Source organism: Mesorhizobium sp. M7D.F.Ca.US.004.03.1.1 (genome assembly GCF_003998635.1).
Lineage (GTDB): Bacteria > Pseudomonadota > Alphaproteobacteria > Rhizobiales > Rhizobiaceae > Mesorhizobium > Mesorhizobium loti.
Genome location: NZ_RZQG01000040.1, coordinates 1 through 17,339, shown reverse-complemented (window position 1 = coordinate 17,339; position 17,339 = coordinate 1). Strand labels below are relative to the sequence as shown.

14 protein-coding genes and 7 pseudogenes are annotated in these 17,339 nt (G+C 60.4%); 13 read left to right on the top strand and 8 right to left on the bottom strand.

The annotated features are described in order from the left end of the window. A pseudogene (locus EN935_RS04775) lies at positions 1 to 968 on the top strand (IS5 family transposase); the annotation flags it as partial. A gap of 421 nt (positions 969 to 1,389) precedes the next feature. On the opposite strand, the gene EN935_RS04770 reads toward EN935_RS04775, so the two are convergent. The 3 genes and pseudogenes from EN935_RS04770 to EN935_RS41855 all read right to left on the bottom strand — a co-directional run bounded on the left by EN935_RS04770 (position 1,390) and on the right by EN935_RS41855 (position 4,023). Then, entirely contained in the window at positions 1,390 to 2,448 is a 1,059-nt protein-coding gene (locus EN935_RS04770; protein ID WP_024504268.1) for a class I SAM-dependent methyltransferase, read from the bottom strand. A 57-nt stretch (positions 2,449 to 2,505) separates the two neighbouring features. Then, positions 2,506 to 2,727, bottom strand: a pseudogene (locus EN935_RS04765) (insulinase family protein); the annotation flags it as partial. A 1,053-nt stretch (positions 2,728 to 3,780) separates the two neighbouring features. Beyond that, a complete protein-coding gene (locus EN935_RS41855; protein WP_224571023.1) occupies positions 3,781 to 4,023 on the bottom strand; it encodes a hypothetical protein in 243 nt (80 codons plus the stop codon). A 3-nt stretch (positions 4,024 to 4,026) separates the two neighbouring features. On the opposite strand from EN935_RS41855, the gene EN935_RS41850 reads away from it, so the two are divergent. From EN935_RS41850 to EN935_RS41845, 3 genes and pseudogenes are all read left to right on the top strand, one after another. Continuing rightward, positions 4,027 to 4,326: a hypothetical protein gene (locus EN935_RS41850; RefSeq protein WP_224571022.1), complete on the top strand. Its 300-nt coding sequence runs from the start codon at positions 4,027 to 4,029 to the stop codon at positions 4,324 to 4,326. Between the two features lie 62 nt (positions 4,327 to 4,388). Next, complete coding sequence (locus EN935_RS42885) at positions 4,389 to 4,697, top strand: helix-turn-helix domain-containing protein (protein ID WP_236473435.1); 309 nt, start codon at positions 4,389 to 4,391, stop codon at positions 4,695 to 4,697. 1,181 nt (positions 4,698 to 5,878) lie between these two features. Continuing rightward, positions 5,879 to 6,073, top strand: a pseudogene (locus EN935_RS41845) (DUF459 domain-containing protein); the annotation flags it as partial. Positions 6,074 to 6,142: 69 nt separating this feature from the next. On the opposite strand, the gene EN935_RS04745 reads toward EN935_RS41845, so the two are convergent. The 4 genes and pseudogenes from EN935_RS04745 to EN935_RS41840 all read right to left on the bottom strand — a co-directional run. Then, positions 6,143 to 7,597 carry a glutamate synthase subunit beta gene (locus EN935_RS04745; protein WP_063169408.1) on the bottom strand — a complete coding sequence of 485 codons (1,455 nt, stop codon included), beginning with the start codon at positions 7,595 to 7,597 and terminating at the stop codon, positions 6,143 to 6,145. 41 nt (positions 7,598 to 7,638) lie between these two features. Further along, a pseudogene (locus EN935_RS04740) lies at positions 7,639 to 7,802 on the bottom strand (thioredoxin domain-containing protein); the annotation flags it as partial. Between the two features lie 278 nt (positions 7,803 to 8,080). Next, positions 8,081 to 8,350: pseudogene (locus EN935_RS04735) on the bottom strand (pyridoxal-phosphate dependent enzyme); the annotation flags it as partial. An 8-nt stretch (positions 8,351 to 8,358) separates the two neighbouring features. Further along, positions 8,359 to 8,563, bottom strand: a pseudogene (locus EN935_RS41840) (isopenicillin N synthase family oxygenase); the annotation flags it as partial. Positions 8,564 to 9,364: 801 nt separating this feature from the next. Here EN935_RS41840 and EN935_RS04725 point away from each other — a divergent pair. From EN935_RS04725 to EN935_RS42880, 3 genes and pseudogenes are all read left to right on the top strand, one after another. After that, a pseudogene (locus tag EN935_RS04725) lies at positions 9,365 to 9,644 on the top strand (DUF411 domain-containing protein); the annotation flags it as partial. A 9-nt stretch (positions 9,645 to 9,653) separates the two neighbouring features. Next, positions 9,654 to 9,887: a hypothetical protein gene (locus tag EN935_RS41835; RefSeq protein WP_127312611.1), complete on the top strand. Its 234-nt coding sequence runs from the start codon at positions 9,654 to 9,656 to the stop codon at positions 9,885 to 9,887. A gap of 41 nt (positions 9,888 to 9,928) precedes the next feature. Further along, positions 9,929 to 10,420, top strand: coding sequence for a cytochrome c (locus EN935_RS42880; protein ID WP_244514239.1), 492 nt, complete (start codon positions 9,929 to 9,931; stop codon positions 10,418 to 10,420). 238 nt (positions 10,421 to 10,658) lie between these two features. On the opposite strand, the gene EN935_RS04710 is transcribed toward EN935_RS42880, so the two are convergent. Continuing rightward, positions 10,659 to 11,075, bottom strand: coding sequence for a hypothetical protein (locus EN935_RS04710; protein WP_063169404.1), 417 nt, complete (start codon positions 11,073 to 11,075; stop codon positions 10,659 to 10,661). Positions 11,076 to 11,772: 697 nt separating this feature from the next. Between EN935_RS04710 and EN935_RS04705 the strand changes: the two genes are divergently transcribed. From EN935_RS04705 to nodC, 6 genes are all read left to right on the top strand, one after another. Then, positions 11,773 to 12,048: a hypothetical protein gene (locus EN935_RS04705; protein ID WP_063169403.1), complete on the top strand. Its 276-nt coding sequence runs from the start codon at positions 11,773 to 11,775 to the stop codon at positions 12,046 to 12,048. A 785-nt stretch (positions 12,049 to 12,833) separates the two neighbouring features. Beyond that, a complete protein-coding gene (locus EN935_RS04700) occupies positions 12,834 to 13,115 on the top strand; it encodes an acyl carrier protein (protein WP_029356603.1) in 282 nt (93 codons plus the stop codon). After that, positions 13,116 to 14,324, top strand: a complete 1,209-nt coding sequence (locus tag EN935_RS04695) for a beta-ketoacyl-[acyl-carrier-protein] synthase family protein (RefSeq protein WP_095776081.1) — start codon at positions 13,116 to 13,118, stop codon at positions 14,322 to 14,324. It begins immediately after the preceding gene. A gap of 853 nt (positions 14,325 to 15,177) precedes the next feature. After that, the gene (locus tag EN935_RS04690) at positions 15,178 to 15,768 is read left to right on the top strand and encodes a NodA family N-acyltransferase (RefSeq protein ID WP_063169401.1); all 591 of its coding nucleotides are present in this window, start codon (positions 15,178 to 15,180) and stop codon (positions 15,766 to 15,768) included. Next, positions 15,765 to 16,424, top strand: coding sequence for a chitooligosaccharide deacetylase NodB (gene nodB, locus EN935_RS04685; protein ID WP_063169400.1), 660 nt, complete (start codon positions 15,765 to 15,767; stop codon positions 16,422 to 16,424). Before EN935_RS04690 ends, nodB begins: the two co-directional genes overlap by 4 nt. Before the next feature lie 15 nt (positions 16,425 to 16,439). Then, the coding region (nodC, locus tag EN935_RS04680; RefSeq protein ID WP_127373188.1) for a chitooligosaccharide synthase NodC at positions 16,440 to 17,339 on the top strand (900 nt) is incomplete at its 3' end.

The window sequence follows — 17,339 nt, the reverse complement described above, 5'->3', positions numbered from 1 at the left end:
GTTGCAGGAGAGCCTCAGCCTCGCGGTCAAGACCGGGGCGATGAAACCGGCCGACACGCGCCAGGTGATCGTCGACACCACCGTGCAGCCGAAGAACGTCATGTTCCCGACCGACGCCAAGCTCATCCATCGGGCACGCGAACGGCTGGTGCGGCTGGCCAAGAGGACGGGTCTCCATTTGCGCCAGAGTTATGTGCGGGTCGGCAAGCTGGCGCTGATCAGCCACCAGCGCTATGCCCACGCCAAGCAGTTCAAGCGGGCCAACAAGGCGCTACGCAAGCTCAAGACCTATCTCGGCCGGACCATTCGCGACATTGGTCGCCAGATCGCCGGCGATCAGGGGCTGGACGCTGTTCAAATGGCCGCTCTACCAGGCCGCCACCGTTCTCGAGCAACGCCAGCGCCAGCGCGGCCGCAAGATCTACAGCCTGCACGCACACGAGGTGGAATGCATCGGCAAGGGCAAGGCGCATGCGCCCTACGAGTTCGGGGTGAAGGTGTCGGTGGCCACCACGCTGAAGCGCTCCAGGGGCGGCCAGTTCGCCCTGCATGCAAAAGCACTGCCCGGCAATCCCTATGACGGCCACACGCTGGCAAGCGTCATCCCCGACATGGAAAAGACCATCGGCAACGAGATCGGCCGCATCCTCGCCGACGCCGGCTATCGCGGCCACAACGCACCGCAGAGCCACAAGCTCAGGGTCTTCACCGCGGGCCAGAAACGCCGCGTCACCCCAGCCATCAAGCGCCAGATGCGACGGCGGTCGGCGGTCGAGCCCGTCATCGGCCACATCAAGAGCGAACACAGAATGGGCCGCAACTACCTCGCCGGCCAGCAGGGCGACACCCTCAACGCCATCCTGGCCGCCGCCGGCTACAACTTCTCCCTCCTGCTCAGGTGGCTGAAGGGGTTTTTGTCGCTCTTGATTGCCCTGCTTCAAATCCGGCCGAAGCCGGTCGCCGCTTAGGGCTCGGATTGTTCACGGTCGACTAGTGAGCACTCTCCAATATGTTAGGCTCTGTCGCAGTAGCGCAACAAGCTCAGTCTTTGGATGGGTGGTATGAGGATGAGACGACTGAATGTGTACAGGCTCAGTCTTTTTATCGAGGCTCTCGTTTTTGTCGTAAGCGCGTTCGGTGCGACGTGGCTTACCAGCTTTGTGAACGCGCCATGGTGGACATATGTGATTATAGCGGCCATCGCTATGGGCATGTTCGTCGCCGTGCGTGGGGTCCTTTCTGAGCCGCAACGTATGGGACTCTTGGCACACAACTCGGCAGCGACCTCTGCGTGAACCCAGACGCCTTGAAAATGTGCCCGATGCGTCCGGATTTTTGGCGGTGATCTTCATCAAATGCGATGAGCTGCAATTTCTGGCGACGGCCACGCTAAGGGCGGGCCTCCAGCACCATGTTGAACGGTGTCTCCGCGGCGCGACGCAATCGCTTGAAGCCGCCGCCGGTCACAACCTTGCGCAGCCTCGCCTCACCGGCCTGGGCTCCAAGCGCGAGCCCGACTTCCTGCGACACGGATGCGGGCGTGCACACGAAAGTGGAAGCGGCATAGTAAACGCGGCCGACGGGATTGAGGTTCGCCGCCAGATGATCATGCGCGAACGGCTCGACGATCATCCACGTGCCGTCCGGCTTGAGCGATCCGTGGACATGGGTGGCGGCGCCCGTCGGGTCGCCCATGTCGTGAAGGCAATCGAAGAATGTGACGAGGTCATAGGTTCCGGGATAGCTCTTGGCGGCCGCCACGTCGAACCGCGTGTTAACGCCGACGCCGGCTACCTCGGCCGCCTTGCGGGCGCGCTCAATCGAAGGGGCATGATAGTCGAAGCCGACGAAGCGCGAATTGGGGAAGGCCTGTGCCATGAGCACGGTCGATGCACCATGACCGCATCCAACATCCGCGACGTCCACGCCGCGTTCGAGCTTCTCGACGACGCCCTCCAAGGCCGGCAGCCAGGAGTCGATCAGATTGGCATTGTAGCCTGGACGGAAGAACCGTTCCGTACCGCGAAACAGACACGCGCTATGATCGTGCCACCCGACGCCCTTGCCGGACTGGAATGCCTGCCTCACCTTTTCTTCATCGAGCCACAGCGCGGACAGGAACTCGAATGCGCCTGCCATGAAGGCCGGGCTGTCTTCATCAGCGAACACCAGCTCTTGCTCGGCGTTGAGATAGAATTTGTCGCTCGCTTCATCGTAGTCGACGTAACCCGCCGCCGCCTGCCCGGAAAGCCATTCCCTTACGAGGCGTTCCTGGGTGCCGGTGCGTGTCGAAAGTTCGGCGGCCGTCATCTTGCCGCCTTCGCGCAATGCCTTGAACAGGCCGAGTCTGTCCCCCAGCAGGACTCCCGCGCCCGTTGCGATCGCACCGAGATCGCCGACCATTTTCCCCAAGAATGCGTCCAACTTTTCCTGATTCGCTTCAGACATCTGAATCTCCCTTTGGGTTCAATCTCTCCAGGCGACGGAGCCGTGCTCGTCATGAGGCGCCTTGAGCATCAGATGCTCGAAGACATGCAGATATCCCCGGCGGCTCATTCCGCGCTGCCGATCCTGCACCAGACCATATGGGTGACGACCGGCGCGGTGGTCGGGAATGACAGCCACCTCCATGCCGTTGAAAAGCAGGAAATCCGTCACTTTGCCCTCGTCGGTAACCGGCGGAGCCGGAGTGGTCGTCACCAGGGCAAGCCCTGTTGCAGCAGGTATCCTTGGGCAGCCTGTCAGAACATCGATGACTCCGGTTGTGGTGCCGGGGTGGGCGATCAGGGGCCAAGTGATTGTTCCGCGGCGGCTGTATGTTGTGGTAAGGTGATCATGCGAACTCTTGTTGGTCGGTCACGTGTTTTGCGGATGACCCGCATGTACTGTGCCAAATGAGAAAACCATTCAAACGCAATCCAGTAGATCTGACTGTATCCGACATTGTCGGAATTTGGACATCGCCGAACGCGAAGCGCTCGGGGCTTGTGACGATACTTGAGCGTGCTGCTTCGGAGGAGGGATGAGCCTCGAACCGGCCGCGAGGCCTTTTTCTGGCAACGGATATTCCGGCCGGGTTAGGCCGCGAGGAAAGCGACGGTGAATAAGAGGTAGAGGACCAACCGTTTTGAGCGGGTAGTTGCCGTGTTGCGCCCCCAGGCAAAGGCCAGCACCACGGAGCAGTATTTCTGGTGGCGATACTACAACGCCTTTTAGTGCCGGTTACCCGTTTTTACCCAGTTGGCCTGGTGCATTCAGAGCGAGCTCGTTGGAAACCGCTTATTGTGGCTATGAGCGAACTCGGGATGGAGGAGTGGACCCAAAAATTGGCAAAATGCCCCAGGGAGGATTACATGGGTCGCTCATTCCCCGTACTCGTTACAGGTGCGCGTCGCTTCGCAAACAGCTTGCTTTTGACTTGGCGTTTTTTGCCGTCTCGGCATCGCTCACTAATTCGGCCGCTGCCGACACCGTGAACTGGCGTCAATTCGAAGGGACCAGCATAACTTGGGCCTACGACATCCACCCCTATGCGGATGCTCTCGCTGCGCAATTTCCGGAGTTCGAGAAGCTGACCCGGCATCAAGGTCACGCCGGAACTCTACCCAGACGATTCTTACTGGAACAAGATGACGATCCAACTGACGACGAAGTCGCCAGCATGGGATGTGTTCGGCACTGGCATTCAGCCCGCGTAGGACCTCGCTCCGAGTGGCGCCCTGGAGCCGCTGGACAAATACCTGAGCGATTGGAAGCTTACCGATGCTGGATACGACTACATTACGTGGACATGATCAAGAAGTGCGCGGCTCCTTCCTTCGCGTCCGGCCGCAGCGCGATGACGATCGACTCAAATATGTTCGGCTTCTGGAACGATGTTGCGGGGAAGCCGGCATCCGGCAAGATCGCCTTCGCTCCGCCGCTGCACGCACCGAGCGCCACGAGCTTGGAGTCTGACATCTGGATCTGGGCTCTCGCCATGAACGCGGCTTCCGAAAAGAAGGGCACGGCCTGGCTGTTCATCCCGTGGGCCACCTCCAAGCAGGTGGCGCTCAAGGGTGCCCTTGCTGGCCAGCTCGTCAATCCGCCGCGCACGTCGACCTGGCAGACGACACCTGGACTAAGTACGCTTCGCAGCCCGAGTTCAACAACTTCGTTGACAGCTTCAAAAAGATACAGGACCAAGCCGCGCTGGCTTTCACACCGCGTGTCGGCTTCGGCGAAGCCATGAACGCATGGGCCGTGGCGATGCAGAAGATGGTAAACGGCGATGACGTCGAGACGACGTTGAGGGCGCTTGCCGAAGAAATCCGCACTGGCCTCTGATCAAAAGGAACAGGGCAGTACTATTGCACTGCCCTGTTCCCGCCAACGGCGGAGATCACGCCGTGTCACCCCAAGCACTTAAACCCAGCGTGCCGATGGCAGCCGAAGGACCTGGCGCGCGCGCCTCGTCCGGTTCGGCTTCGCTGGAGGGGCGTTCCATCGACTGTTTCAGCCTTGCAATCATCCAGGCGCTGGCCAAAAGCCAGATGGAGCGCCGGCTCAGGAACCGGCGCAAAAACTCGAGCCTGCCGGCGCTGATCGAGCTGGTGCTGGCGCGGCCGCTGGTGTCGGCAGGTCTGGTCGCGGCCGAGCTGAAAATTAGCCAGCGCGCTGCGCTCGGGCTGGTGCCGAACTCGGCATCCGTGAGGTGACCGGCAGGGGGCGCTACCGGGCGTGGGACCCCGTTTAGCTGCGGCGGGCTTTGGCGAAAGCGACAGCACTGATGATTTTTGCTGTACGCTCATTCTCCCTCATCTGCGCGTTGACAGAAAACCAGCAGGCGAGGGTCACAGCACGCTGTGCTCCCCGCGATTTCCGGAAAACCAATGAAAAACGACTTTGATCGATCGCGCGGGACGTATCATTCAACCATGTCGAGAACGGGCGTGACGGCACGTACACTATGGACCGAGAGAACTTTGTCTGGCGACTTTGCGCACGCTTGCAAAACTCTTCGGAAAACTTCCTTCTGTTGATCCAATGATCGTAATGAGCTGGAGTGGCATCGCCGCTCTCCTCGGTTCTTGCTCTCTCAGTTGAACTTGATGCTAGCCTGCACGAAAACGCCGTAGCGCTTTGCCTTCCAATCGTCGGCCTGCGGGGAACCACGACCGCCCATTGCCTCTTCGAAATGAGCGGTGCCGTTATTCGCCACGGCCGCAACACCGCCTCGAGCTGGACGCCATGCCCATCGCCGTCTTCGGGAATTAGCTTGATCTTGGGCGCATGTGGTGCTGCTCTTTGCCGTCGAGCCGCGTGAAGAGGAACGCCACGTCACCAGAAAGGCTGAGTCGCTCGGTGAGTTGCGTCTGCCCGGCCAAGCCGAGTCGCAGCGAATGCCAATCGTTGTCCTGGCTGAGAGGTTGACGTAGGTGGGACGGTTGGCACACAGGTTCCCCAGTTGGTCGCCTGCTGCGTGCAACCGAAAGCATCGTAGCTCTCGTGCCAGAAATTGTTGCCAACAAAAGCACCGATGCGGTAGCGCGGTGAGTTCAAGAAATTATATCCAAGATCGGCGGTGAAATAGCTGACGCCGCCCCCGCGCTGATCACTGAATGTGTTTGAGTAGCCCCCCATTTCCGTAAGAAGTCCTCGTCATGAGAAAATCCTCCCTGATGCCGCCCGCACCGAGGAGGCCTTTACGAAAATGCCAGTCGGATTGTGGACTCGAATGCGCGTCTAGATCGTCATAGGTGAGCCGCGAGACCAGTGACGTACCTTTATGATTGTAAAGTTCCTTCGATGCGTTGCCGGTACTGGCCAGTAACGTAGTCCACCCTCGAAGGAAAAGACTGAGGCCGCCGACCCGGCTACCGACGCCGACTCGCAATCACCGGCACTCGACGGCGGTTCGGAACTTCTCGGTGCCGCAGCGCCGGCCAAGCCGGACGGGCCCGGTGAAAAATTCGTCGTCGAGGGCAAGGCGCCCGCTGCTGCGCCCGGCCGCGCCGACGATTTTTCTTGGCCGCCAAGGCGGCAGCCTGCGGCCGGGGCCACAACCGAAACGACCACGGCGATCAGTCCGTAAGCTGCCCGGGGCAGCGGAAGGGCGGAAAGCGCCTTCAGGTGGCCGCACAAGTAGGGTCTCGAGACGGACTCAGCGCGGCAGCACGCTCGATCCCATCAGCGCCTCATCGATGGCGCGCGCCGCCTGGCGGCCCTCGCGGATCGCCCAGACGACCAGCGACTGGCCGCGCCGCACGTCGCCCGCCGCATAGAGCTTTTCGACGCTGGTCCTGTAGTCCCGGTCATTGGCCTCGACATTCTTCGAGCGGCGGCTGTCAATGGCGATCTTCATCTGGCCGGCCAGTTCCGACACCGGCCCGCGAGCGGCTGGCCCGGCAAAGCCGATGGCGATGAACGCGAGATCGGCGCGGATGACGAATTCGGTGCCGGCGATCGGCTTGCGCTTTTCGTCGACTTCGCAGCATTTGACCCCGGTCAGCTGGCCGTTTTCGCCGATGAATTCAAGCGTCGCCACCTGGAATTCGCGCTCGGCGCCTTCGGCCTGCGAGGATGACGTGCGCATCTTGGTCGCCCAGTATGGCCAGACCGACAGCTTGTCTTCCTTTTCCGGCGGCTGCGGCCGGATGTCGAGCTGGGTGACGCGCACCGCGCCCTGGCGGAAGGCGGTGCCGACGCAGTCGGAGGCAGTGTCGCCGCCGCCGACGACGACGACATGCTGGCCGCCGGCGAGGATCGGATGCGACGGCCACGCCACCGACTGGATCGGTTCGCCGCCGACACGCCTGTTCTGCTGCACCAGATAGGGCATCGCGTCATGCACGCCGCCGAGATCGTCGCCGGGAATGCCGGCCGCGCGCGGCGTTTCGGAACCGCCGCAATAAAGCACGGCGTCATGTTCGGCGAGCAGCTCGGCAACCGGCTTGTCGACGCCGACATTGACGCCGCAATGGAAGGTGACGCCCTCGCCCTGCATCTGCTCGATGCGCCGGTCGATATAGTGCTTCTCGATCTTGAAGTCGGGAATGCCGTAACGCATCAACCCGCCGGGCCGGCTCTCGCGCTCATAGACATGGACGTCGTGGCCGGCGCGGCCGAGCTGCTGGGCAGCCGACATGCCGGCCGGGCCGGAGCCGATGACGGCGACGCGCTTGCCGGTCTTCTTCTCCGGCGGATAGGGCCTGATATGGCCGGTCTCGTAAGCCTTGTCGGCGATCGCCTGCTCGACCGTCTTGATGGCGACGGGGATGTCCTCGAGGTTCAGCGTGCAGGCTTCCTCGCAAGGTGCGGGGCAGATGCGGCCGGTGAACTCCGGGAAATTGTTGGTCGAATGCAGGTTGCGGATCGCATTGTCCCAGTCGCCATTGTAGACGAGGTCGTTCCAGTCCGGGATCTGGTTGTGGATCGGGCAGCCCGTCGGCCCATGGCAGAACGGAATGCCGCAATCCATGCAGCGCGCGGCCTGTTTCTCGACCTCTTTGTCGGACATCGGCAGCGTGAATTCGCGGAAATGCCGGATGCGGTCGGAGGCCGGCTGGTACTTGTGCACCTGCCGGTCGATTTCGAGAAAGCCTGTTACCTTGCCCATAGTCCAGTTCCTGCTGTCCAGATGGTGCGCCTGGCGACGCCCTGCAGCTGGATCAGATGGGGCATCCCGTCCACACATGGGCCGCACCAAGTTGCCCAAAATTCGACTATGTACACTTGCCGGGCTCAAAGCTCGTGAGGGGCTCGCCATGCAGCCAGTTCTCGACTCTAATCGAAGGAGCCGGGGACTCCATCTGCAATACCACGTTGCGGTCCAAAGCTATTTCCAAAGGTTTCTGCACGAGCTGGTTTCCTCTCAGAGACGGCACACGGGTTCAGGGAGGAGCGCATCGCTCGTCTTGCCCCATTGAGTGCAGTCACAGTCACTCAGTCTCAAAAGCCATGCCAACGCGCTCAGCGCGCAGTTAGCGCCCATTGCTTCGAAAAACCTCGTCAGTGCCCAGATGTTGGTTGTAATGAACCTGACATTTGTCTGACGCTGTCAGCTTTTGGACACGCGATCACGCGCTTCGTGCCGCCAGATGGCCAGGCCGAGCCCTGTGTTGCCAGCGGTCGCTTCGATGATTGTACCGCCCCGCGCGTGCCACGCTGTTCGGCATTAACGATCATCGACAACGCAATGCGATCCTTGATCGATCCGCCGGGATTCTGGCTTTCGATCTTGACGAAGCGACGACACCTGCCGGTATCGAATCTCTTCAGTTCGACGACCGGCGTCTCCCCAATCAGATCGAGCACTGACAAATGGCGGACGCAGGCGAGAGGACGCCTTTGTCGACGGTCGGCGGAACATCTCGAGGCTCATGCGGCTGCGGTCTCCAGAATGTCGGCATAGTGCCGTTGCGCAATATCGGGATGCGAGCGCAGTCGGCTCTTCAGCAGTTGCGGAACAGGGGATTGTCGGGGTCGCTGGCGGGGCACCCGCTTCGGCAGCCAGTTCAGGCGGCAGGTCAAGAAACCGTATGTCGGCATCAAGCCGCGCGCCGAAGAAGAAGGGAATAGAAACAGTGCCCTTCGAAAGACCCAGGGCGACGGAAATCATTGCATCGGGCGAGTTCATGCGCCTGAAGCAGCGCTGGCTGCAACTGCTTCATAGCGACAGGCGGGCGGAGACTCTAGCGGGGCTTTCGCCGCTTGGTTGATTGAGGCTCTCGACGAAGCCACTAAGATTCGGCGGCCGATAATAGCTTGCTGCTCATTGGGACGCCGACCAACGCCGGGATTGAGAAAGGCAACCCTGCCCCACAAGGCGGGTGTCACACGTGCGGTGCGTCCGCTCGTCGCGCCGGATGGTCTTTGAGACCTGGGTTCACGGCTATTCAGATGCACCCCTGTCGGCTTTTCGGTGCAGGCCGCCAGGCGGCGTGTTGCAGCAGCGGTAATTAGTTTGAGAGCGTGCGAGCACGGGCTGCATAGTGAGATCATTTGCCGGCGTGGGGACCAAGGTGTGGCGCAGCCTTAGAGAACTCAACACCGAGACCGGAGCAACGGAGACGGCTCTTTCGTCGAGACAGTTTAATTGGAAGGCCGAGAAGCACCGGCTGGGTAGCGTCACGCCGCATCATTCTTTGCGGAGCTGGAGCGCGCGGGATCGCTGGAGCGGCTGGTGAAAGCGGTTGCCGGGGCGCACGCCAACAACAACACGTGAGCTGGCGCCTCGTGTGGCAAAAGGAGGGGGCGAGAGCCCATGGCCTGCAATGAAGCGATCAAGCATTGCGATCGTGGAACCAAGCTGCCTAGTCGACCATCCGGACCGCGGCCTTCAAGCCAGCTCGCCTTGGAATCGGCCTTCCAGGAATCACCGTCAAGGCCGACTCACGACCTTTTCGCCATGAGCCGCGAAGAGGGCATTCCGCCGGAAGCCGATGGCTGCCTTCTCTCGTTCATCGACGGCTATGTGGTGAGCGGCCATGTGCCGGTCGGCACGGTCAACAAGCTCTTGACCGAGCGGCCCGACATCAAAGGGCATGACGCTGCCCGGCATGCCGATGGGCTCCCCCGGCATGAGTGGCACGAAGGAAGCGCCCTTCGAGATTCTCGAAATCCGAAAGTCTGACGCGACCGGCGGCATCTACGCCACGGAATAGGAGGCTTCGATGATGGAATGCATGAGCGGCATGATGATGTTCGGCACGGGCCTGGTGTGGCTGCTTGTCGTCGTCGTGCTCGTCCTCGGGACGGCCGCGCTGATCAAATACCTGTTCTCCAGCGGCGGCAAAGGAGAAGGGCGTCGGTCCTCTTATCGATGCGTGGCCGCGGCAGGCCTCGGATTGGTCTGGACATTGCCTTGGCTCGCCAACCGGATGGCCGCGCCCCGGCCGCGGCGATAGCGCTAGGCAAGACGGTTTTAGCCAGGCGAAGGTCAGCGCGATTGGAAAGCCCGCTGCCTTCGGGACGCATGCCGGCGCCGGGACCGGCCGCGGTCGTCGGCGGCGGCTACCAGAGCGACATGCCGGGCTTCGGGAATGTCCTCACCGACGAGGAGATCCGGGCCGTTCTGGCCTTCATCAAAAGCACATGGCCCGAGCGGGAACGCGCCTATCAGGCAGATGAGCCGCCGGGAGCGGGAGCAGACACAGTGAGACCAATCCTAGCCGCGGAGCCCTCGAACGCCCCCAACCGGAATGCATTGTCCATGAAAGCGAAACCGTCGCTTGCGATTCAATTTCTGGCGCTGATCCTCGGGACCTCCGCGCTGGCCCACCATCCGGGCGCCGATCTCGACAAGATGAGGGACAGCGCGGAGAGGTTCTTCCAGGCGATCGACGAGCAGGCCGCGCCGCCTTTCGAACTGGCCGACGCGGACGGAAGGGCCGTCCGCCTTCCGATCTCTCCGACAAGATCGTGGTGCTCTACTTCATGACGAGGTAACCTTGGAAGAAGAAGGCGACGGCCACTGGCGGCAGGATGGCAAGCACGCTGGCCGCAAAAAGCGGCCCATACTCATAGAAGCGGGCCGGTTCTGTCGCAAATCGTGCTTTTGGCCACAACTGGACGCTTTCGCGCGCTTATGGACCAGCTCACATGACAGGGCTCGACGTGCCCCGGGGTGGCGCCCTACTTCCACGCTCGCACTGTCACACTCCCGCCGAAAGGCGGGTTTAGTGAGTTATGGCAGTGACTGTGCCACCAGTCCAAACGTCGAGTTTCGCGGCAACTTCGACGCTTTCCTTAGCTGACTTGCCCAAAACCAGCGCGGCCAAAGCATACTGCTTGCCGCTCCCGATGGCATAATATTCACCTTTCACGGGATCACTTGGCAGCCAATTGCCGTCCAACAATACGGCTTCCCCATTTTTGCGCACTATCAGCGCCTCAAATTCAAAATTGTCGTCGTTGCGCGGCACAGGAATATCAGAAACATCCATGCCCTTCTCAACCCAGTCTCGAACGGCCTTTGGAATACCCAAGGACGAAGAGGAAACGCCGATGAGTGTGCCGTCGCATAAGCGAAACACCTTCGTTTTCTCACCGACGGATACTGAGTCAAAACCCAAGGCTCGGCCGTCGCCAGCCATGGTTCCGTTCCTGTAAGCTATTGTTGTCATTGGCACCCTTCTATCGCTGCATCAAACTTCAGGACCTTGCGCATGTCCCCTGTGTCAAGGTCACTGACCGACGGCCTATTTGCCTGATACACGATACAGGCTGCGCTCCTTGAGTTCGCGCACGGGTGGCCGTCATCTTGCCGCCTTCGCGCAATGCCTTGAACAGGCCGAGTCTGTCCCCCAGCGGGAATGACAACCACCTCCATGTCGTTGAAACGCAGGAAATCCGTCACTTTGCCTCGTCGGTAACGGGCGGAGCCGGAGCGGTCGTCACCGGGCAAGCGCGGTCGCAGTAGGTATCCTGGGCAGCCCGTCAGACATGGATGGCTTCGGTTGTGTCATGCGACTTCTTGTTGGTCGGTCACGTGTTTCCGGATAACCAGCATGCGCTGTGCCAAATGAGAAAACCATTTAAAGTCAATCCAGCAGATCTGACTGTATTCCGACATTGTCGGAAATTGGACATCGCCGAACGCGGGCGCTCGGGGCTTGTGATGATACTTGGGCGTGCTGCTTCGGAGGAGGGATGCGCCTCGTACCGGCCGCGAAGCCTTCCTGCATTTAAGGCGCCAGATCAATTGAACGCGATGCCGGGCAGCGTCGCAGCGGCTAAGCCAGCCACTCGCATTGCTCCCTGACAGGATGGTGCCGATCCTGCTGAGATCGCATGCTGGCGCGACGTTGCTTTGCGGCCACCGTCGCGCCTGCCCGTGAACTGTTCGCGCCTGTGCTCATGCTCGCCTTGACACCCTCGATGGGTCCATCCGGGATGGTCAACCATCCGGAACATAGCGGGCAGGCGGGCATCTTCACCAGCAGTCTCTGTGTCGCTCTCGTGGCGGCAAACAAGATCGAGGCTGGCGGGGTGATGATCAACGGTCCTCGAACCATCGATTTTGATCGCGGTGGCCGTTCAGTGCGTTCAAGCACGAGGCGCCGTTAGACGGCACCGCAGCATCATAGCGAAGTGCCATGCAGGACGACTCCCTGCAGCATCGTCTCGCGCAGCCAAACACTTGCCGGATCACTGTTGTGAACGGCCGGGCGTTTGACGGCCTGTGACGCGAAAAGGCAACGGAAGATCTAGCATTTATGGGGGAAATGTTTTTTCGGAGTGCTTGACCCGCAGGAAGGGCAGGGCATGACTGCCTATCGCCCGACCCGGCAAGGCCGCACTCATGACCGGCTGGGCTCGGTTAATCCTGCATGCCGCGCCCATGAGGTTACTTGTCCGGAGTGCGTCGAGCACAACGAGGAGATGTAGTTCACGATCTTTGAAAAGCGTGGTCAACCATCCAAAGTGTGGATGCCTTTCATCGAAACAAACGATTTCATCAATGTTCTGGAATCCTGCATGGGCAGAAGCACCTGATGGACACCGATGCCCCCACTGCCTCATGGCGTGGCGAGCGTCTTAAGAAACCGCCCGAAAGGAGATTTTTCATGCGCTCTACCGGGCAGTGGAGTGCTGGGAAAGGGAGTTGCAACTGACCGGCCATGTCAAACTGTCCGACTTCTTCCGAGCCTATGGACAGACCGGGAGACGCGCACGTGTAGCGGCTCACATCGTCATACTGCACCTACGCCACACACCGGCCGGACCTGATCCGGCTTTATGAGCATTGGGTTTTGTCAGTTGCCCAAGCGTGATGGCTTTCGCGACGCGGCGCGCCTCAGGAACTGAGCCGCGTCCAGGTCGAAACGCGGGAAAGAAAGACAGGAAACAGAATGGCCGATCAATTCGCAACGGACGTCATTGCCCTGATCAAGAAACGCGCCGAGTCGGAGAGCGGTGAGGGAATGCCTGCGTCATTCGTCGGCGAGATAACAATCGCCACGGAACTGGACGCGCTCGGGTTCGATTCGCTGGGTTTGGCGGACGTCCTCTGGGATGTGGAGCAGGCCTACGGCATCAAGATCGACATGAACACGGCCGATGCCTGGTCCAATCTCAAGAATGTCGGCGACGTCGTGGAAGCCGTCCGCGGCTTGCTTGCGAAGGAGGCTTGAATGGACAGGCGCGTCGTTATCACCGGAGTGGGCGGCCTGTGCGGACTGGGCACCGAGGCCGCCTCTATGTGGAAAGAGATGCGCGAAGGCCGCTCCGCCATCGGCCCGATCGCCAATTCCGAGCTTCATGACCTGGAGGGCATGACCGGCGCTGAGATCAAGGCGCTGCCCCAGCACGACATCGATCGCAAGCAGCTCGTCTCCATGGCCCGCTTCAGCTTGCTCGCCGTGCTTGCAGCGCGCGAAGCCATGCGGCAGGCCGGACTTTCCTGCGACGAGGGGAATGCCCATCGCTTCGGCGCGACAGTGGGCGTCGGATTTACCGGTTCGTACGCAACAGAACAAACTTACCGCTCACTGCTTTTGGGTAGCGCAATCCGTGCTGAACTCTTCACTGGAGTAAAGGTGATGCCCAGCGCCGCTTCCGTCCATCTTAGCTTGAGCCTCGGCTTGCGCGGGCCGGTCTTCGGGGTGACCTCCGCATGTGCCTCGGCCAACCATGCGATCGCCTCGGCGGTGGACCAGATCAAGCTGGGCCGGGCCGACGTAATGGTTTCCGGGGGCAGCGACGCACCCTTCGCATGGGGCGTGCTGAAAGCATGGGAAGCAATGCGCGTGCTTTCACCCGATACCTGCCGGCCCTTCTCCGCCGATAGGAAGGGCCTGGTGCTGGGCGAGGGTGCGGGCATGGCCGTGCTGGAAAGCTACGAGCATGCCACGAGGCGTGGTGCCACAATTCTTGCCGAGATCGCCGGCGTCGGCCTTTCCGCCGATGCCTTCCACATTGCCGCGCCATCTGTCGAGGGGCCAGCGTCGGCGATGCGCGCCTGCCTTGCCGATGCCGGGCTGAATGCCGAGGACGTCGACTACCTCAACGCGCACGGCACCGGTACCAAGAGCAATGATCAGACTGAAACGGCGGCGATCAAGCGTGTGTTTGGAAACCACGCTTATTCGATGTCCATCTCTTCCACCAAGTCCACGCACGCGCATTGCCTCGGCGCAGCGAGCGCGCTTGAAATGATCGCCTGCGTGATGGCAATCCAAGAGGACGTCGTGCCGCCGACCGCCAACTATCGCGAGCCAGATCCCGCTTGCGACCTCGACATCACACCCAATGTGCCGCGCGAGCGCAAGGTGCGCGTCGCCATGAGCAACGCCTTCGCCATGGGCGGTACGAACGCAGTTCTGGCATTCAGGCAGGTGTAGAAGCCATGCAAGACGCCTCATTTGAGGTCACCTGTCGTATCTAGCTGCTTGCCGGACCACTATGTAAAGCGAGCGCTATTGGCTGCCTCTGCGATGCGGGAATTGGCAGCGGACGTCTCTCGATCAAACAGGCATCTTGCTTGTAGAATTCTTTTAATCGTGAAGCGGCGCGAGTGCGCTATCCGTTGAGGTGAGCAAGGCCGGCGCCCTGGGTGAGCGCTGGTGTCGGGTGGTGGAAAGTACAGGGGGAGCTGTGTGGCCCCTCTTTCTCGGCCTCGACGATGTGCGAAGGAGCCTGCGCGGCGAACGGGCCAACGCCCCAGGCTCAGAACCTGGGCGAACCTAACTCCCGCCAAAGGACAGCCCAGAGCTGGATACACGAAAGAGATACTGAACCCGCGAATCAGATTCTGATCAATCGTCGTGTCTGAGCTCCACTCGGCTCTTACGGAGATAATCGCGCGGCCCGGCAACGGCCGCGCGTGCCGCGGGCGTGAGCTTTGCGCTTCGTCAGAAGTGCCTCGAGCGTGACGACGATAATTGACCAGCCATATGGAACGCATTCGCCCAGTTATCCAAAGCGTGGATACCTTTCATCTAAACAAAGGATTTTACCGTTTTTGCTGCAGGTCCCATAGAAGCGCTTCAAGTTGGAAAGATAGGTAGTTCCGATGGTTGCGTTGGATCTGAGGAGCATCATCTGGTGTGCGGGGCGTACAAAGTCAGTCGCATCTGCATTGCGGCTTGGTCTTTCGGCGGTCCCCACAAGTTACGCCCCGTTGGCGCGACGCCAATTATTTAATCAATGCTTGGACATTTATCTCAACCAGACAGCTACAAGGTGAGGTCTTCCATGCGTCCGAATGTCGAGTGGAAGTTGTGCTGGGAAAATGAGCTGCAACTGGCCGACCATGTCGAACTCTCCGACTTTTTTCGAAAGACCTATGGACGGACTGGCGCCTTCAACGCGGAGCCATTCGAAGGCGGCCGCAGTTGGGCCGGCGCGAGGCCGGAATTCCGCGCAATCGGCTACGACGCGCATGGGGTAGCGGCTCACATCGGCATGCTGCGGCGCTTCATCAAAGTTGGCGAGGTCGACTTGATCGTCGCTGAATTGGGCCTGTACGCGGTTCGTCCGGATCTTGAAGGGCTCGGAATCGGTTTTTCGATGCGCGTGGCGTACCCAGTGCTCCATCAGTTGGGTGTTCCATTCGCTTTCGGCACGGTTCGGCACGCGCTGCGAAACCATGTCGAAAGATTCTGCAGAGCCGGCCTCGCGAACATTGTGTCGGGCGTTCGCGTACGGTCGACCCGTCCAGATGTGCATCCCGACCTGCCGCCCACGCGCCTGGAAGACGTACTCGTGTTGGTTTCGCCGATCGGACGCTCGATGGACGAGTGGCCGTCTGGTACCCTGATCGACCGGAACGGTCCGGAACTATGAAGCCTCTGGACTACATATGCGAAGGGCAGAGTGACAATGCCGATCGCATTGCAGAGCGCAGCGTCTATCTGACGTTTGACGACGGTCCCAATTCATTTTTCACACCGCAGATACTCAATGTGCTGGCGCAACATCAGGTGCCGGCGACCTTCTTCGTTGTTGGGGCCTACGCGGCCGACGAGCCGGAACTCGTTCGCCGAATTATTACAGACGGCCACGGTATAGCCAACCACACGATGACTCATCCGGACCTAGCTAAATGCGGGTCCGTCGAAGTCGACTGCCAGATAGTTGAGGCAAACAGAGTCATAGGGATGGCTTGCCCGCAGGCCATGGTTCGGTACTTTCGTGCACCCTATGGCATCTGGACCGAAGAAGTAATCGCTGCATTAGCGGGTGAGGCATTGGCGCCCGTCCATTGGTCCATTGATCCACGCGACTGGTCTCGCCCCGGCGTTGACGCCATCGTCGACAGAGTGCTCGCCGATATCCGGCCGGGCGCAATCGTGCTGTTGCACGACGGGTGCGCTCCCGACGAATTGCAACCAGGCAATCAAGCCAGTCTGCGCGACCAGACGGTGACAGCGTTGTCACGCCTAATTCCAGAATTGCACGGCCGCGGATTTGTAATCCGATCACTTCCTCAACATCCCTGAACAAACAGAGATCCTATGGACCTTCTCACCACAGCCAGTACTGTTGCCGTTTCGTCTTATGCGGTGCTCTCGACTGTTTACAGAGGCATGCAAGCGGTCTACTCCCAACCGGAAAATGTTACGCCGCCGTCGGAAAGCTTGTTCGGATCCGACCGTTGGCCGAGCGTGGATGTCATTATCCCCTGCTACAATGAGGACCCGCGCACACTCGCGGCGTGTTTAGCTTCCATTGCAAATCAAGATTACTCCGGAACATTTCAGGTCTATCTGGTTGACGACGGTTCTGGAAATCGTAATGCCGTCATCCCGGTACATCACGCCTACGAGGGCGACCCGAGATTCAATTTCATTCTGCTCCGCGAAAATGTTGGCAAACGCAAGGCGCAGATCGCCGCCATCCGCCGCTCATCTGGAGATTTCGTGCTCAGCGTCGACTCTGACACGACACTTGCGTCCGACGTCATCACGAAGCTTGCAGTAAAAATGCGGGATTCCATGGTCGGAGCGGCCATGGGCCAGCTGACGGCATACAACCGCAGCGACACTTGGTTGACCCGATTGATCGATATGGAATACTGGCTGGCTTGCAATGAGGAGCGCGCGGCGCAAGGTCGCTTTGGTGCGGTCATGTGCTGCTGCGGCCCATGTGCAATGTACCGCCGGTCTTGTCTCCTTTCTCTGCTGGATCAATACGAGACGCAGCTGTTCAGGGGGAAACCAAGCGACTTCGGTGAAGACCGTCATCTTACGATCCTCATGCTGAAAGCAGGCTTTCGAACCGAGTACGTTCCAGGTGCCGTCGCGGCGACAGTCGTTCCGGACAAGATGGGACCTTATTTGCGCCAACAACTCCGCTGGGCACGAAGCACTTTCCGGGACACGATGCTTGCGCGAGGTCTACTGCGTGGCCTGGAT

What these genes read in the sequence shown, in the direction of transcription:
- EN935_RS04770 (WP_024504268.1), bottom strand. Translation starts at nt 2,448, where the DNA reads ATGTCTGAAGCGAATCAGGAAAAGTTGGACGCATTCTTGGGGAAAATG.
- EN935_RS41855 (WP_224571023.1), bottom strand. Translation starts at nt 4,023, where the DNA reads ATGAACAGCCAGGCCGTGCCCTTCTTTTCGGAAGCCGCGTTCATGGCG.
- EN935_RS04745 (WP_063169408.1), bottom strand. Translation starts at nt 7,597, where the DNA reads ATGGGCAAGGTAACAGGCTTTCTCGAAATCGACCGGCAGGTGCACAAG.
- EN935_RS41835 (WP_127312611.1), top strand. Translation starts at nt 9,654, where the DNA reads ATGATGGAATGCATGAGCGGCATGATGATGTTCGGCACGGGCCTGGTG.
- EN935_RS04710 (WP_063169404.1), bottom strand. Translation starts at nt 11,075, where the DNA reads ATGGCTGGCGACGGCCGAGCCTTGGGTTTTGACTCAGTATCCGTCGGT.
- EN935_RS04705 (WP_063169403.1), top strand. Translation starts at nt 11,773, where the DNA reads ATGCTGGCGCGACGTTGCTTTGCGGCCACCGTCGCGCCTGCCCGTGAA.
- EN935_RS04700 (WP_029356603.1), top strand. Translation starts at nt 12,834, where the DNA reads ATGGCCGATCAATTCGCAACGGACGTCATTGCCCTGATCAAGAAACGC.
- EN935_RS04695 (WP_095776081.1), top strand. Translation starts at nt 13,116, where the DNA reads ATGGACAGGCGCGTCGTTATCACCGGAGTGGGCGGCCTGTGCGGACTG.
- EN935_RS04690 (WP_063169401.1), top strand. Translation starts at nt 15,178, where the DNA reads ATGCGTCCGAATGTCGAGTGGAAGTTGTGCTGGGAAAATGAGCTGCAA.
- nodB (WP_063169400.1), top strand. Translation starts at nt 15,765, where the DNA reads ATGAAGCCTCTGGACTACATATGCGAAGGGCAGAGTGACAATGCCGAT.